Here is a 14,140-nt window from a genome sequence, read left to right on the forward strand (position 1 = left end):
GCTCTGCCGTGGAAGGTTCGTCCGGCGGCATGAAGGATGGTCGCGCCCCCAATCCGCCACGGGTGAACGAGACCTGCCCCTCCTTCATGCGGGCCGCCATCGAAGACGGCTCGACGGCCTGTGAAGGGGACGGAGGCGTCACGGCGGGCTGTGTTGAAGCAACGACTGGCGCGAAGAGGTCCGGATGCGGCGGCGCCGGCGCCGGGCGCGGGGGCGCGGGGGGCGTACGGGCCGCCGGCGCTGCACGATCCTCGAAGACATCATCCTCGGGCGCGGCCGGTTCCAGTCCAGGCACGAGGCCACCGGCGCGACCCACGGCCTGCACGGCCCTGGCGCCCTGCTCCTTCAGGATTCGTTGCACACCCTTGATCGTGTAGCCCTCGCGGTAAAGCAGATGCCGGATACCCTTGAGCAACTCGACGTCATCGGGCCGGTAATAACGGCGACCGCCACCGCGTTTTAGGGGCTTGATCTGCGGAAAGCGCGTTTCCCAGAAACGCAGGACATGCTGCGCGATGTCGAGATCCTCGCCCACCTCGCTGATTGTCCGGTAGGCGTCCGGTGCCTTGTCCATCAGCCCCCTCCCCAGGGTGCCGAAATCCGTGGAATCCTGTTGGCCTGCCCCGTTCGCCCGAAAGGGAGCGTGGCATTCCGGTGAATATCTTTATCGGGAAAAAAGACGCCTGGAATTTGTTGGAGATCAATCTTCGGCGGCGGTATCGTCGCCATTGATCCTTGCCTTCATCACATTGGACGGCTTGAAGACCAGCACGCGGCGCGGGGTGATGGGAACTTCAACGCCGGTTTTCGGGTTGCGGCCAATGCGCTCGCCCTTCTCGCGGACGATGAACGAACCGAAGGACGAAAGCTTCACGGTCTCGCCGGAAACCAGCGTATCGCTGATTTCCTTCAGCACGGTCTCGACGAGTTCCGACGATTCGGCCCGGCTCAGGCCAAGCTTCTGGTAGACAGCCTCACAAAGATCGGCACGGGTGATGGTGCGCCCAGCCATGTTCAACTCCCTCAATTGACCGAGCCAAAGGCGACCATTGTCTTCTTCTTGCGGCCGCACCAGCACCGGCGCAGAATCTTTAAAACTATCCTTCTGATTTTCCGAAGCTATTGACAAGCAGTCGCAGGGTCAAGCTTCAACCCTGCCAACAAGCTTTGCTAGAAGCGGAAAAGCGCCGCCCCCCACGTGAAACCGCCGCCCATCGCCTCGATCAGCACGACCTGGCCGCGCTGGATCCGGCCATCCCTCACCGCGACATCCAGCGCGAGCGGAATGGAGGCGGCGGAGGTATTTCCATGCATGTCGACCGTCAGAACCACCTTGCCGGGCGCGATACCGAGCTTGTCCGCGCTGGCGGTGATGATGCGCTGGTTCGCCTGATGCGGCACGAACCAGTCGATCGTCTCGGCCGAATAGCCCGTGGCCGCGAAGGCATCGACGATGACATCCGTGATCATGCCCACCGCATGCTTGAAGACCTCGCGGCCCTCCATGCGCAGATGGCCGACGGTGCCGGTGGAGGACGGGCCACCATCGACATAGAGCTTCGCGCGATGACGCCCATCGGAGCGCAGATGCGTGGTGAGAATGCCGGTATCCGCGGCATCCCCCTTGCCGTCGATCGCCTCAAGCACCACCGCGCCCGCGCCATCGCCGAAGAGCACGGCCGTGGTACGATCTTCCCAATCGAGGATGCGCGAGAAGGTTTCCGCGCCGATCACCAGCGCGCGCTGGTTCGCGCCGGAGGTGATGAACTTGTCCGCGACCGTCAGCGCATAGACAAAGCCCGAGCACACCGCCGCGATATCGAAGGCCGCGCCATGGGTGATGCCAAGCGCTGCCTGAACCTGTGTGGCGGTGGAGGGAAAGGTGTAATCCGGCGTGGCGGTCGCCAGGACGATGAGGTCGATATCCTGTGCGGTGAGGCCCGCATGGGCGAGCGCTGCCTCCGCCGCCTTCAGCCCCAGCATGCTCGTTGTTTCGCCCTCGGCCGCGATGTGGCGCTGGCCGATGCCGGTGCGCTGGCGGATCCACTCGTCGGATGTGTCCATCCGCTCGGCAAGTTCGGCATTCGTGACGATCCGCGCGGGCAGATAGCTTCCCACGCCGGCAATTCGCGAGCGACGCATCAGGCTGATCCCGTTTCCCTGTCGGCCGGGTCTTCGCCGGCGCGGTTCTCGACCATGGCGGAAGAAGCGCCGGGCAGAACCCATTCGCCGCGTTCGGCCAGGGCCGAGCCGATCTTCGCCATCAAATCATATTTCGCCATGTCATAGGCCACATCCACGGCGCTTGCGAAGCCCAGGGCATCCGTGCCGCCATGGCTCTTCACCACCACGCCGTTGAGCCCGAGGAAGACCGCGCCATTCACTCGGCGCGGGTCCATCTTGCTGCGCAGGGAATTGAACGCGCCGCGCGCCAGAAGATAGCCGATCTTCGCCAGGAATGACGACTGGATGGCGCTTCTGAGGTAATCGCCGATCTGCTTCGCGGTGCCCTCGGCGGTCTTCAACGCGATATTGCCGGCAAATCCTTCCGTGACGACCACATCCGAACGGCCCTTGCCGATATCATCGCCCTCGACGAAGCCGATATAGTGCATGTTCGGGAGGTTGGCCTCGCGCAGGATGCTGCCGGCCTCCTTCACCTGCTCGACGCCCTTGATCTCCTCGACGCCGACATTCAGCAGCCCGACATTGGGACGCTCCAGATCGAACACGATCCGCGCCATGGCCGAGCCCATGATCGCCATGTCCACGAAGTTCTCGGCCGTGGCACCGATGGAGGCGCCGACATCGAGCACGATGCTCTCGCCGCGCGCGGTGGGCCACATGCAGGCAAGCGCCGGGCGGTCGATGCCCGGCATCATGCGCAGGCAGAAACGGGCCATCACCATCAATGCGCCGGTATTGCCGGCGGAACAGCAGACATCCGCCTCGCCCTTGCGCACGGCGTCGATTGCCAACCACATCGAGGATTTGTAGCGCCCGTGGCGCAGCGCCTGGCTCGGCTTCTCGTCCATAGGGACCACAATATCCGCATGGATGACGCGCGCGCGGGCCTTGAGTTTGGGATGCTTGTCGAGCTCGGCGTTGATCTCGCTTTCGCGGCCGAACAGCAGGAATTCGCAATCGGGGTGCCGTTCCAGCGCCAGCGCCGCGCCAGGCACAGTCACCGCGGGACCGAAATCGCCACCCATCGCATCGAGCGAAATGCGCAGATTGCGCCCGCTTCTGCGCGGCTCGTGAGCCTGGGCCTCGTCGCTCATCCGGTGTTCACTCCTCGACCGGCCCGACGCGCCGGCTTTCGAACCGGCAGGCAGGAAGCCCCGCGAGACCGATGGGTTCGATTAGAATGCGCGGGGGCCGCTTGCAAGCGCCAAGCAGCGGCAATCAGCCCTTGCCCTCATCCGATTTCAGCGCCTTGAGCGCCGCGAAAGGCGAAATCATGTCCTCACCAACCTTGATCTCGGCGAAGTCGGCATCCGGCTTGCGTGGATAGAGGTCGAGCCCGAGGATCAGATATTCCACCGCGAGAGCCGCCGGATCGATATGGCCGTTGACGATCGCATCCGGCAATTCCGGGCTGCCATCGGCCAGCGCGTCCTCGTCTTCCTCCACTTCACGCTCGGCGAGGCGCGCCAGCACCTCCGGCGGCGCGAAGGTCGCCTCCACCGGCTCGGAGACGCGATCGGCGAAGGGCTCGAGCGTGACGACGCAGATCGGCTGCGTCTCGGCATCCACGCGGCCGCTGACCTCCACGGAGCCATCATGCCGGGGGTGGAGCGTGAGGTGCGCCTCGAAGCGGTCGAGCGCGTGAAGCCCCGCGAACTGCGCGATCCGCGCCCGTGTTTCGGCATCGGGCTTCAGCACGAGATGCGTCTCGCCCTTCAGCGTCATGACCGAAAGCGGCTCGGTATAGGGCAGGGCGGGGAGCTTGACCGGAATCTTGGCAGGGAGCTTGACCGGAATCTTGGCAGGGATCTTGGCAGGGATCTTGGATTTGCTCATGTCCGGCCTCCCGCCAGAGCATCACCGGCCAGAAGCCCGGCGAGATCCTTCGAATCAAGGGTTGCGATCATGTCGACGATCTCGGCCAGAAGCCCGGCCGGCACATCCTCCGGCATCCGTTCGGAGCCGTAGAGATTGCGCGCGAGCGCCGCGCGGAGTTGCGCCTCATCCCCGGATTCAATCGCTGCAGTATAGGCCCCTGCGCGACCATAAAAGCCCTGCGCCAGCGCCTTCACCTTCTTGCCGACCGAGAGATCGCCGACGCCGGAACGGCGGAACCCATCATCGAGATGCCGGAAGAGCTGGTCCACCACCTCCTGCCCCACAGCCTCTGCCGGCGCAGGCAAGGCCGAAAGACGGCGCAACACAAGGGTCGTCACCAGCGCGAGCCGCTCGAAGCGGCCCTCGAAACTATCCGCGACGCCATGCTCCCGATAGGCCACGGGGTTGCGCGCAGCCGCGACGAGATCGAGGAACAGCCCTGTCACGTCAAGCACCGAGCGGGAGCGGAACAACCAGCCGAACATCGAAAACCTGCGGTAAGGGACAACCAAACGGGAAAAGAGCCGACCTTGCCGCCGCTTGTGGCGTAGGCCGGGTCGTTTTTCAATCTTCATTTCTCCGCAATCGAATGATTGTCTTTCGCCCTGGAAAAGGGCATCGAAGGCCCCAATGTCAGGCTTGCAGGTGCGGGCTCCACCCGCATCTTCCGCCAGCCCGTTCCGACCGAATGGAGTTCTACGCATGACGATGCGCACCCTGCCCGGCCTGGCTGGCGCCACGGCGATTGCGGCCCTGCTTCTTGTGACCACTGGCTGCGCCGATCAGAGCATCGGCCAGCGCGGCTATGTGATCGACGAGAAGGCCCTGGCGCAGATCAAGGTTGGCTCCTCGGCCGAACAGGTGCTGCTGGTGATGGGTACGCCCTCCACCACCTCCACCGTGGGCGGGCAGACTTATTATTACATCTCCCAGAAGGTCTCGCGCCCCATCCTGGCGCTGAATGACCGCATCACCGACCAGCGGGTGATCGCCTTCTACCTCGATGACAAGAACCGCGTCACGCGCGTCGCCGATTACGGCCTGAAGGATGGCGTGGTGTTCGATTTCATCTCGCGCACCACCCCCACCGGCGGGCAGGAAGCGAGCTTCCTCGGCGGCATCTTCCGCCGGCTCGGCGCGAGCGCGGTGTGATTTTTCCCGCCGCGTGAAACTCGTCGTCTCCGAAGCGACGAATGATTACGTTGGAAATCCCTTGCCGCGCATGCATGCGCTGACCTGAGCGACGGCGGCTGGCCTATTTGGTCGCGACCAGTAAATCGCGCTCTTTCCCCTGTCGTTCGGGCGCTGCCGGACGACACCTCCCGCGTCCGAATTGCACTGGCAGCGGGCTTTGCCTGCTCGGCTTTTCACCTGATCGCAAAGCGGATCGTAAGCAAGAGCCGGGACGGCGGAATATTGGAAGTGAAGCCCCGAACACACTGCGATCAGGATCAATTTCTTATTCATCAATAAGCCTCCCCCATATTCGATGCGAGTGAGGCTAACGGAAAAAAAAACGGCGCAAGCAGCGCCGTTTCCAAAACCAGCCATTGTTGAAGTGGCCGATTGCGAATCCATGCCGAGAGGCAGGGCTTCGCAATCGTTCCAGTTAATGCGCGAGGATCGCGAGCAGCAGCAGCGCCACGATGTTCGTGATCTTGATGGCCGGGTTCACGGCCGGGCCGGCGGTGTCCTTGTAGGGGTCGCCGACGGTGTCGCCGGTCACCGACGCCTTGTGGGCATCCGAACCCTTCATGTGGCGCACGCCGTCCTGATCCACGAAACCGTCCTCGAAGGATTTCTTCGCGTTATCCCAGGCGCCGCCACCCGAGGTCATCGAGATGGCGACGAACAGGCCCGTCACGATCACGCCGAGGAGCATCGCACCCACCGCCGCGAAGGCCTGCGCCTTGCCGGCAATGGCATTCACGCCGAAGAAGATGACGACAGGCGCCAGAACCGGCAGCAGCGAGGGGATGATCATCTCGCGGATGGCGGCCTTGGTCAGCATGTCGACCGCGCGGGCATAATCCGGCTTCTCCGTGCCGTCCATGATGCCCGGCTTCTCCTTGAACTGGCGGCGCACTTCCACCACCACGTCGCCGGCCGCGCGGCCCACGGCGGTCATCGCGATGCCGCCGAAGAGGTAGGGGATCAGGCCGCCGAGCAGCAGGCCCACCACCACATAGGGATTGGCGAGGCCGAAATCGATCGTGCCGATGCCCTTGAAGTAGGGGAATGCCGTCGAGCCAGCCTTGTTGGCTTCCGCGATGAAATATTGCAGGTCGTAGTTGTAAGCGGCGAACAGCACCAGCGCGCCGAGGCCCGCCGAGCCGATCGCATAGCCCTTGGTGACGGCCTTCGTGGTGTTGCCCACCGCGTCGAGCGCGTCGGTCGACTTGCGCACTTCCTTCGGCAGGCCCGCCATCTCGGCGATGCCGCCCGCATTGTCCGTCACCGGGCCGAAGGCATCGAGTGCCACGATCATGCCGGCGAGGCCCAGCATCGAGGCCGTGGCGATCGCCGTGCCGAACAGGCCCGCGAGGTTGTAGGTGAGGATCACGCCCGCGACGATCACGAGGGTTGGCAGCGCCGTCGATTCGAGGCTGACCGCGAGGCCCTGGATGACATTGGTGCCATGGCCGGTCACCGAGGCCTGGCTGATCGAATTCACCGGGCGCATGCCGGTGCCGGTGTAATATTCGGTGATCCAGACGATGGCCGCGGTTACCGCGAGGCCCACGAGGCCGCAGAGGAACAGCGCGCCGCCGGTGATGCTCTGGCCGCCAACCGTGCCGATCGAGCCCCAGCCGATGGTGAACTGCGTCGCGACCCAGAGGCCGCCGATGGAAAGCACGCCGGTCGCGATGAGTCCCTTGTAGAGCGCGCCCATGATCGAACCATTGGCGCCGAGCTTCACGAAATAGGTGCCGATGATCGAGGTGAGAATGCAGACGCCACCGATCATCATCGGGTAGATCATCGCGCTCGCAAGGCTCGGCTGGCCGGCAAAGAAGATCGCCGCGAGCACCATCGTCGCGACGATCGTCACCGCATAGGTCTCGAAAAGGTCAGCCGCCATGCCGGCGCAGTCGCCTACATTGTCGCCCACATTGTCGGCGATCACGGCGGGGTTGCGCGGGTCATCCTCGGGAATGCCGGCTTCCACCTTGCCCACGAGGTCGGCGCCCACATCCGCCCCCTTCGTGAAGATGCCGCCGCCAAGACGCGCGAAGATCGAGATGAGCGAAGCGCCGAAGCCGAGCGCGACCAGCGCGTCGATCACGGTGCGGCTCGCAGGCGCGTGGCCCATGAACTGCGTGAGGATCATGTAATAGACCGCGACGCCAAGAAGCGCGAGGCCCGCAACAAGCATGCCGGTCACGGCACCCGCCTTGAAGGCGAGGTCGAGGCCGCCCGCAAGGCTCTGCATCGCGGCCTGCGCCGTGCGCACATTGGCGCGCACCGAGACGTTCATGCCGATATAGCCGGCCGCGCCCGAAAGCACCGCGCCGATCAGGAAACCGATGGCCACGGGCAAGCCCAGCAGGAACCACGTGCCGACGAAGATCACCACGCCCACGAGCGCGATCGTCTTGTACTGGCGGTTGAGATAGGCCTGAGCGCCTTCCGCAACGGCGGCGGCGATTTCCTGCATGCGCTGGCTGCCGGCATCCTTGCTCATCACCTGATTGATGGTGATGACGGCATAAAGGATGGAGAGCGCCCCCAGCGCGATGATCACGAGAAGTGGTGTCATGTCGTGCCCGTTCCGCGTTTCAATCGAAGTTTTCTTGTTCTCCGCAGGCTCCCCGAACGAAGCCCCCTGCCACGGTCCGGTCCTGCGGGTTGCGCACGGGTTTACAAAGCTTCAACCACTTCTCCAAGCCCCCATTTCGGGGCAAGCCTGCGTTTTCGACCGGGAATCGCCGCATCAGCCCGAAACGCGCCGGCGATCCTCACGCAGCAGCAGCACGACCATCGCAAGAGCGGCGATGATGAAGGGGAAAAGCGCGATGTTGAGGCTCGCCCAGCCGAATCCCGCCAGCAACTTGCCGGAAGACAGCGAGGCAAGAGCCGTGACCGAGAAGATCACGAGATCGGTTAAACCCTGCACCAGGTTGCGTTCGGAAGGCTTCTGCCCCTCGGCGACGACGGCGGATGCGCCGACAAAGGCGAAGTTCCAGCCCACGCCCAGCAGGATGAGCGCGGTGTTGAAATGCGCGATCGTGATGCCGGAAAGCCCCACGATGCCACAGAGCGCAAGCAGGATCAGCCCTGCGGCGATTACCTTGTAGACGCCGAACCGGGCAATCAGCGGGCCGGTGAAGAAGCCGGGCAGGAACATCCCCACGATATGCCACTGGATGGCCAGGGTCGCGTCGGTCGTCGTGTGGAAGCAGCCGATCATCGCAAGCGGGGTCGCGGTCATGATGAAGTTCATCAGCGCCTGCGCGATGGCCGAAATGCCGATGGCGAGTTTCAGGCGGCGAGACTTCAGAATTTCGCGCAAGGGTCGGGCGGGCTCCTGCGAGCCGGCTACCGGCGCGGGGGCATTCCGGAAGAAGAACAGCAGGAAAATGCTCAGGCCCGCCACGAGTGCCTGCCCGATATAGCTCGCCATGAAGGTGAAGGGCGGCATCATGTCCTTGGTGTGGATCACCAGTTGCGGCCCCACGAAGGCCGCCGCGATGCCGCCCGCGAGCACCCAGGCAATCGCCTTGGGGCGGAAGCCGGGGCTCGCATTGTCCGTCGCGCCGAAACGATAGTTCACGACAAAGGCCTGGTAGCAGCCGCACATCGCCGTCGCGATCATGAACAGGGCGAACGACCCCTCCCGCACGGCATAGGCCGCGATGAGACCCGCCAGCAGCCCCATGGCAGCGCCATATTGATAGGCCGCGCGACGCCCCAGCCTGCGGAGCAGAAAGGCCGCGGGCATGGTGGCCAGCGCCGTGCCAAGCACGAAGGTCGTCGTGGGCGCCGTGGCCCAGGCCGGAGACGGCCCGAGCGCGGCCCCGACCAGCGCGCCCGTGGCGAACACCACCGAGGCATTGGCTCCGGCCAGCGCCTGCGCGCCCGAGAGCACCAGCGCATTGCGCCGGGCGAGCGCGTCATCATGGGCCATGGAACGTTCCTCTTGGTCTCGTTTCCTCAGAAACTATGCGCATAGGCGCGCCGCGTGAAGCGACGTTCGCGGCCATCCGGGTTGCACCAAAGACGCACCCCGCCCACCTCGCCCAGCCTCCCGATGCATGCCACGGGCACGCCTGCCTCCCGTGCCGCCGCCTCGAAGGCGACGGCCCGATCCGGTGGGATCACGCAAAGGATCTCGTAATCATCGCCCCCGGTGAGGATCGTGTCGATGAGCGCGGGATCAGCCAGCAAGGCCGCACGGGCCGCATCCGAGAGCGGTACGTCACCGATCTCGAAACGCCCGCCAAGGCGGCTCGCGAGCTTGTCCGCATCGCCCACGAGCCCATCCGAGACATCCATCGCGCCGCGCGCATGGGCGAGCAATGCGGGCGAGAGCGCATTGCGCGGTCGGGGATGAAGATAACGGTCGAGCAGGAAAGCGCGGTGTTCCGGCTCAAGGGCGCGCGCCCAGGGGGCATCTGGCGCGAGGCGCATTGTCACGCCCAATGCCGCATCGCCGATCGTTCCGGAGACATAGACGAGATCACCCGGCTCGCCGCCCTGGCGGGGCACCATGCTCCCCCGGGGCACGGTTCCGAAGGCGGTGACGGAGAGCGTGAGCGCCGGCGCGTTCACCGTGTCTCCGCCCAGCAGCGCACAGCCGCTTTCGCGCGAGAGTGCCGCGAGGCCCGCCACGAAACCGGCCAGCCAATCCTCGCCCTGCGCCCGCGTGCGCCCGAACCCGAGCAGAAACCCGAAGGGACGCGCGCCCTTGGCCGCGAGATCGGAGAGGTTCACCGCCAGCGCCTTGAGGGCGATGGAAGCAGGCGCGTCGTTCCCGAAGAAATGCACGCCCTCGACGATCATGTCCTTGGTGACCACGAGGCTTTCACCCGCTGGCACATCGAGCGTGGCGGCATCATCCGCAAGTCCGAAGGCGCCCGGCCCAGCAAGCGGCGCGAAAAAGCGCGCGATCAGCTCGAATTCACCGGGCGTATCGGCGGCGCCGGTCATGGCGCGTCAGCTTTCGCGCGGGGGCGCGGGCTTTGCCAGATCCTCGGCGCGATAGTCGCGCGCCAGCCTGTCGAGCACGGCATTGACCATGCCCACCTCGTCCTTCTCGAGGAAGGCCGAGGCGATATCGACATATTCCGAGAGGATGACCCGTGGCGGCACATCCTTGCCATGCTTGAGCTCGAAGGCACCGGCGCGGAGCGTCGCGCGCATGATGGCTTCCACGCGCTTCAGCGGCCAGCCCTCGAGAATGCGATCCACCGCCTGGTCGAGCGCCACCTGGTCGGCGAGCACCCCTTCGAGGATGAGCCGGAACAGGGCCGCCTCGGCGGGCTTGTACTGGTCGCCCTCGATCTCCCGGCCCATCCAGAAACTCTCGAACTCCGCGAAAACCTCGTTCAGGCCTTTCCCCGCGAGTTCCATCTGGTATAGCGCCTGCACGGCCGCGAGGCGCGCGGCGGCGCGCTTCTCACCCCGGCTGACCGAGCGATCGCGCGAGCGGATCTTCTTGCCTTGCTCGATCATCGGCCAGCCCCCCGCTTCAAGGCCACGAGCATGAGCGCAGCACGGGCGGCGTCTCCCCCCTTGTCGCCCTTCGCCGGGTTGGCGCGCGCTTCCGCCTGCGCCTCGTTCTCGACCGTGAGGATGGCATTGCCGACGGGAATGGCATTGGTGGTGGCATAGTCGATCAGCGCGCGGTTCGCCTGCACCGAGACGATGTCATAATGCGAGGTTTCGCCACGAATGACCACGCCAAGCGCCACGAAACCATCGGGCTTCGGCTGCTGTTCGGCGCGGATCGCCATGGCGACGGGAATCTCCAGCGCGCCGGGCACGGTGATGATCTCGAACTCCGCGCCAGCCTCGCTGATCGCCGCCGTCGCGCCCTCGCGCAGCATGTCGTTGAGGTCGTCGTAATAACGCCCCTCGATCACGACGATATGGGCGCCGCGCGCGCCTGAAATCGGCGCCTGCCGGCGCTTGGCCTCGGCCATGACAAACTCCTGAAAATCCTGAGCGCTTGCGTTTAGGCGCTTCACTGCCTCTCGGCAAGCGCCGCGGTCTCGGCGAGCCGGGCCGCATATCGCGCCATCATGTCGATCTCGAGATGAACGTGATCACCCGCCTTCCGCGCCCCGAAGGTCGTGACCGCGAGGGTATGCGGAATGAGCAGCACCGAGAAGAGATCATCCTCCACAAGGTTCACCGTGAGCGAAACGCCATCGAGCGCGACCGAGCCCTTGGCCGCGATGAAGCGATGCAGCGGTTTCGGCGCGCGAAGCATGAAGCGCGCGGTGGCACCCCAATTCACATCCGACGGCGTGACCTCCTCGCGAGACGCGATCTCGGAGAGGGCATCGACATGCCCGGTCACGAGATGCCCGCCGAGTTCATCGCCGATCTTCAGCGCGCGTTCGAGATTGATGCGCGTGCCCTTCTGCCACGTCCCGACATGGGTGAGGCGAAGCGTCTCGGCCGCCGCCTCCACCTCGAACCAGGAAGCACCCTGTTCGCCGCCAACCGCGATGGCCGTGAGGCAGCAGCCGGCACAGGCGATCGAGGCGCCGATCGCGATCGTCGCGGGATCATACGAACAGGCGATGCGCAAGCGCTTGAGGTTTGTGCCGCCCTCAACCCGTTCCACAGTGCCGATATCGGTGACGACGCCGGTGAACATCAGACCTTCCCCTCGTGAATTTCGAGCCGGTCCGGCCCGAGCATGCGCGCGCCCACGAGGTGGGCCTTCGCGATCCATCCGGCAAGGTCCGGGCCGATGGCGGGCAGGCCCTGGCCGGTGGCATTCGCGCCGGTCAGGAGTTCGAGGCGGTCGATGAAGCCGGCTTTCGCGAAAGCGTTGGAAAGCGTCGGCCCCGCCTCGACCATCACGCGGGTGATGCCCTGCGCGGCGAGCGCGCCAAGGGCCGCCGCGAGATCGAGATGGCCATCTTCGGCCTTGGGAATACCAAGGATTTCAGCAGCCTGTTCGCCCTCCCCGCCCGATGGGCCCGCTTGGCTCGCAGTCCGATTCGAGACGCCAAGGAACGGATTGCGCGCCTTGGCAGAGAGAACAAGCACGGGTGCCTTGGCCGCTTCCGTGATGATCCGCGCATGGGCGGGCAGGCGGCCTTCGGTATCGAGCACCACGCGCATCGGGCTCATGCCGGCCATGCCCGGCAGGCGCACATCGAGCCGGGGATCATCGGCCAGCACCGTGCCGTTGCCCGTGATCAACGCATCATGGATGGAGCGCAGGCGATGCACATAGGCGCGTGCCTCCTCGCCCGTGATCGCGATCGGCTTGCGGTCTGCGGTTCCGGCGAAACCATCTTTCGTTTGCGCGAGCTTGAGGGTCACGAAGGGCCGATGGCTGGAAACGCGCAGGCAATGGCCGCGCGTCACCGCGCGCGCCTCCGGCTCGCAAAGGCCCGTCACCACCGCGATGCCTGCCTTGCGCAGGGCCGCCGTCCCCTCCCCGCTCGCGAAAGGCGAAGGATCAGCCGCGCCGATCACCACGCGGGCTATGCCGCTCTCCAGAATGATTTCCGTGCAGGACGGCCCGAATACCCGCTGCGAGCGCCGCGCGCAGGGTTCCAGCGTGACATACATCGTCGCACCCCGCGCGGCCTCCCCGGCCTCGGCGACCGCGTTGGCTTCCGCATGCGGCCGGCCGCCGGGCGATGTGCGGCCCCGGCCCAGCACCACCGGCGGCTCGACGCTCTCATCGATGACGAGCGCGGCCACGGAGGGGTTCGGCCATGTGCGTCCCAGCCCACGCCGCGCCAGAGCAATCGCGGCGCGCATGAAGGCTTCGTCCCGCGGAGCGGACATCATCCGCCATCCTCGGCGGTCTCGCCGGAGACTTCCTCGTGCCCGAGTTCGCGGAGGATGTCGCCGAATTCTTCCGCCGCGTTGAAATTCTTGTAGACCGAGGCGAAGCGCACATAGGCGACCTGATCCAGCCGCCGCAGGCGTTCCATCACCAGCGCGCCGATGCCCTCACTGGTCACCTCGCCCTCGGACTGGCTCTCGAGTTCGCGCACGATGCCGTTGATCAGCCTTTCCACGCGGTCGCGGTCGATCGGGCGCTTCCTCAGTGCGATCTCGATGGAGCGCGCGAGCTTGTCGCGATCGAACGGCACGCGCCGGCCAGAGCGCTTCACTACCATCAGTTCCTTCAGCTGCACCCGCTCGAAGGTCGTGAAGCGCCCGCCGCAATCCGTGCAGACGCGCCGGCGACGGATCGCGCCGCCATCATCGGCGGGGCGCGAATCCTTCACCTGCGTGTCGAAGGAACCACAGAAGGGGCAACGCATCGGGGCAATCCGGAACGAAAACCGCGACCTGTCGGCCCGGCCGGAGCTTGGCCGACGATCAAGGATCGCAAGACAGGCTCCGTTGCTTGAACTCATCGCATTTTCTTCGATCAACCGGTATCCAATTGATCGGGTAATGCATCCTCGCCTGTTGGAAAGGGGTGGAAAGGTCAAGCCGGCTCCCATGAAAAGCCGGCCTGTGCCCATCAATAGATCGGGAACCGCGCGGTGAGCGCGTGGACCCTGGCCTTCACGGCCTCTTCCACGGCGCTATTGCCTTCCTCGCCATTCCTGGCAAGGCCATCCACCACCTCGGCGATGAGATTGCCGACCTGCTGAAACTCCGCCACGCCGAAGCCGCGCGAGGTGGCCGCCGGCGAACCGAGGCGGATGCCGCTCGTCACCATCGGCTTCTCGGGGTCGAAGGGAATGCCGTTCTTGTTGCAGGTGATATGCGCGCGGCCCAGCGCCTTCTCGGCCGCCACACCCGTCACCTTCTTCGGGCGCAGATCCACCAGCATCAGGTGATTGTCCGTGCCGCCGGTGACGATGGCGAAACCCTTCGATTTCAGCGTCTCGGCGAGCGCCTTCGCATTGGCGACCACGGCATG

General features: G+C 65.3%; 15 protein-coding genes and 1 pseudogene. 1 reads left to right on the forward strand and 15 read right to left on the reverse strand.

The window, feature by feature from the left end; all coding sequences use genetic code 11:
• The 6 genes from ACKODO_RS10235 to ACKODO_RS10260 all read right to left on the reverse strand — a co-directional run.
• On the reverse strand, positions 1-574 hold a 574-nt coding region (locus tag ACKODO_RS10235), incomplete at its 3' end, for a MerR family transcriptional regulator (protein WP_408983337.1).
• Positions 575-700: 126 nt separating this feature from the next.
• Positions 701-1,012, reverse strand: a complete 312-nt coding sequence (locus ACKODO_RS10240) for an integration host factor subunit alpha (RefSeq protein ID WP_408983338.1) — start codon at positions 1,010-1,012, stop codon at positions 701-703.
• A 158-nt stretch (positions 1,013-1,170) separates the two neighbouring features.
• A complete protein-coding gene (locus ACKODO_RS10245) occupies positions 1,171-2,142 on the reverse strand; it encodes a beta-ketoacyl-ACP synthase III (protein WP_408983339.1) in 972 nt (323 codons plus the stop codon).
• Positions 2,142-3,281 carry a phosphate acyltransferase PlsX gene (plsX, locus tag ACKODO_RS10250; protein WP_408983340.1) on the reverse strand — a complete coding sequence of 380 codons (1,140 nt, stop codon included), beginning with the start codon at positions 3,279-3,281 and terminating at the stop codon, positions 2,142-2,144. Before plsX ends, ACKODO_RS10245 begins: the two co-directional genes overlap by 1 nt.
• Positions 3,282-3,405: 124 nt before the next feature.
• Positions 3,406-4,023 (reverse strand): YceD family protein, encoded by a 618-nt coding sequence (locus ACKODO_RS10255; RefSeq protein ID WP_408983341.1) that lies wholly within the window; start codon positions 4,021-4,023, stop codon positions 3,406-3,408.
• Positions 4,020-4,550, reverse strand: coding sequence for a ubiquinol-cytochrome C chaperone family protein (locus ACKODO_RS10260; protein ID WP_408983342.1), 531 nt, complete (start codon positions 4,548-4,550; stop codon positions 4,020-4,022). The genes ACKODO_RS10255 and ACKODO_RS10260 overlap by 4 nt, the downstream gene beginning before the upstream one ends.
• A 217-nt stretch (positions 4,551-4,767) precedes the next feature.
• Between ACKODO_RS10260 and ACKODO_RS10265 the strand changes: the two genes are divergently transcribed.
• Entirely contained in the window at positions 4,768-5,217 is a 450-nt protein-coding gene (locus tag ACKODO_RS10265) for an outer membrane protein assembly factor BamE (protein ID WP_408983343.1), read from the forward strand.
• Positions 5,218-5,674: 457 nt separating this feature from the next.
• On the opposite strand, the gene ACKODO_RS10270 is transcribed toward ACKODO_RS10265, so the two are convergent.
• The 9 genes and pseudogenes from ACKODO_RS10270 to glyA form a co-directional block, all read right to left on the reverse strand.
• Positions 5,675-7,825, reverse strand: coding sequence for a sodium-translocating pyrophosphatase (locus ACKODO_RS10270; RefSeq protein ID WP_408983344.1), 2,151 nt, complete (start codon positions 7,823-7,825; stop codon positions 5,675-5,677).
• A 174-nt stretch (positions 7,826-7,999) separates the two neighbouring features.
• A complete protein-coding gene (locus ACKODO_RS10275; protein WP_408983345.1) occupies positions 8,000-9,193 on the reverse strand; it encodes an MFS transporter in 1,194 nt (397 codons plus the stop codon).
• 26 nt (positions 9,194-9,219) lie between these two features.
• The gene (thiL, locus tag ACKODO_RS10280; protein WP_408983346.1) at positions 9,220-10,215 is read right to left on the reverse strand and encodes a thiamine-phosphate kinase; all 996 of its coding nucleotides are present in this window, start codon (positions 10,213-10,215) and stop codon (positions 9,220-9,222) included.
• A 6-nt stretch (positions 10,216-10,221) separates the two neighbouring features.
• Positions 10,222-10,740 (reverse strand): transcription antitermination factor NusB, encoded by a 519-nt coding sequence (gene nusB / locus ACKODO_RS10285; protein ID WP_408983347.1) that lies wholly within the window; start codon positions 10,738-10,740, stop codon positions 10,222-10,224.
• Complete coding sequence (gene ribH / locus ACKODO_RS10290) at positions 10,737-11,210, reverse strand: 6,7-dimethyl-8-ribityllumazine synthase (RefSeq protein WP_408983348.1); 474 nt, start codon at positions 11,208-11,210, stop codon at positions 10,737-10,739. The genes nusB and ribH overlap by 4 nt, the downstream gene beginning before the upstream one ends.
• Positions 11,211-11,251: 41 nt before the next feature.
• A complete protein-coding gene (locus ACKODO_RS10295; RefSeq protein ID WP_408983349.1) occupies positions 11,252-11,893 on the reverse strand; it encodes a riboflavin synthase in 642 nt (213 codons plus the stop codon).
• A complete protein-coding gene (ribD, locus tag ACKODO_RS10300) occupies positions 11,893-13,044 on the reverse strand; it encodes a bifunctional diaminohydroxyphosphoribosylaminopyrimidine deaminase/5-amino-6-(5-phosphoribosylamino)uracil reductase RibD (RefSeq protein WP_408983350.1) in 1,152 nt (383 codons plus the stop codon). Before ribD ends, ACKODO_RS10295 begins: the two co-directional genes overlap by 1 nt.
• A complete protein-coding gene (gene nrdR / locus ACKODO_RS10305) occupies positions 13,044-13,529 on the reverse strand; it encodes a transcriptional regulator NrdR (protein ID WP_408983351.1) in 486 nt (161 codons plus the stop codon). Before nrdR ends, ribD begins: the two co-directional genes overlap by 1 nt.
• A 206-nt stretch (positions 13,530-13,735) precedes the next feature.
• Positions 13,736-14,140: pseudogene (glyA, locus tag ACKODO_RS10310) on the reverse strand (serine hydroxymethyltransferase); the annotation flags it as partial.

Source organism: Rhabdaerophilum sp. (assembly GCF_046092605.1).
In the GTDB taxonomy this organism is placed as follows: domain Bacteria; phylum Pseudomonadota; class Alphaproteobacteria; order Rhizobiales; family Beijerinckiaceae; genus Rhabdaerophilum.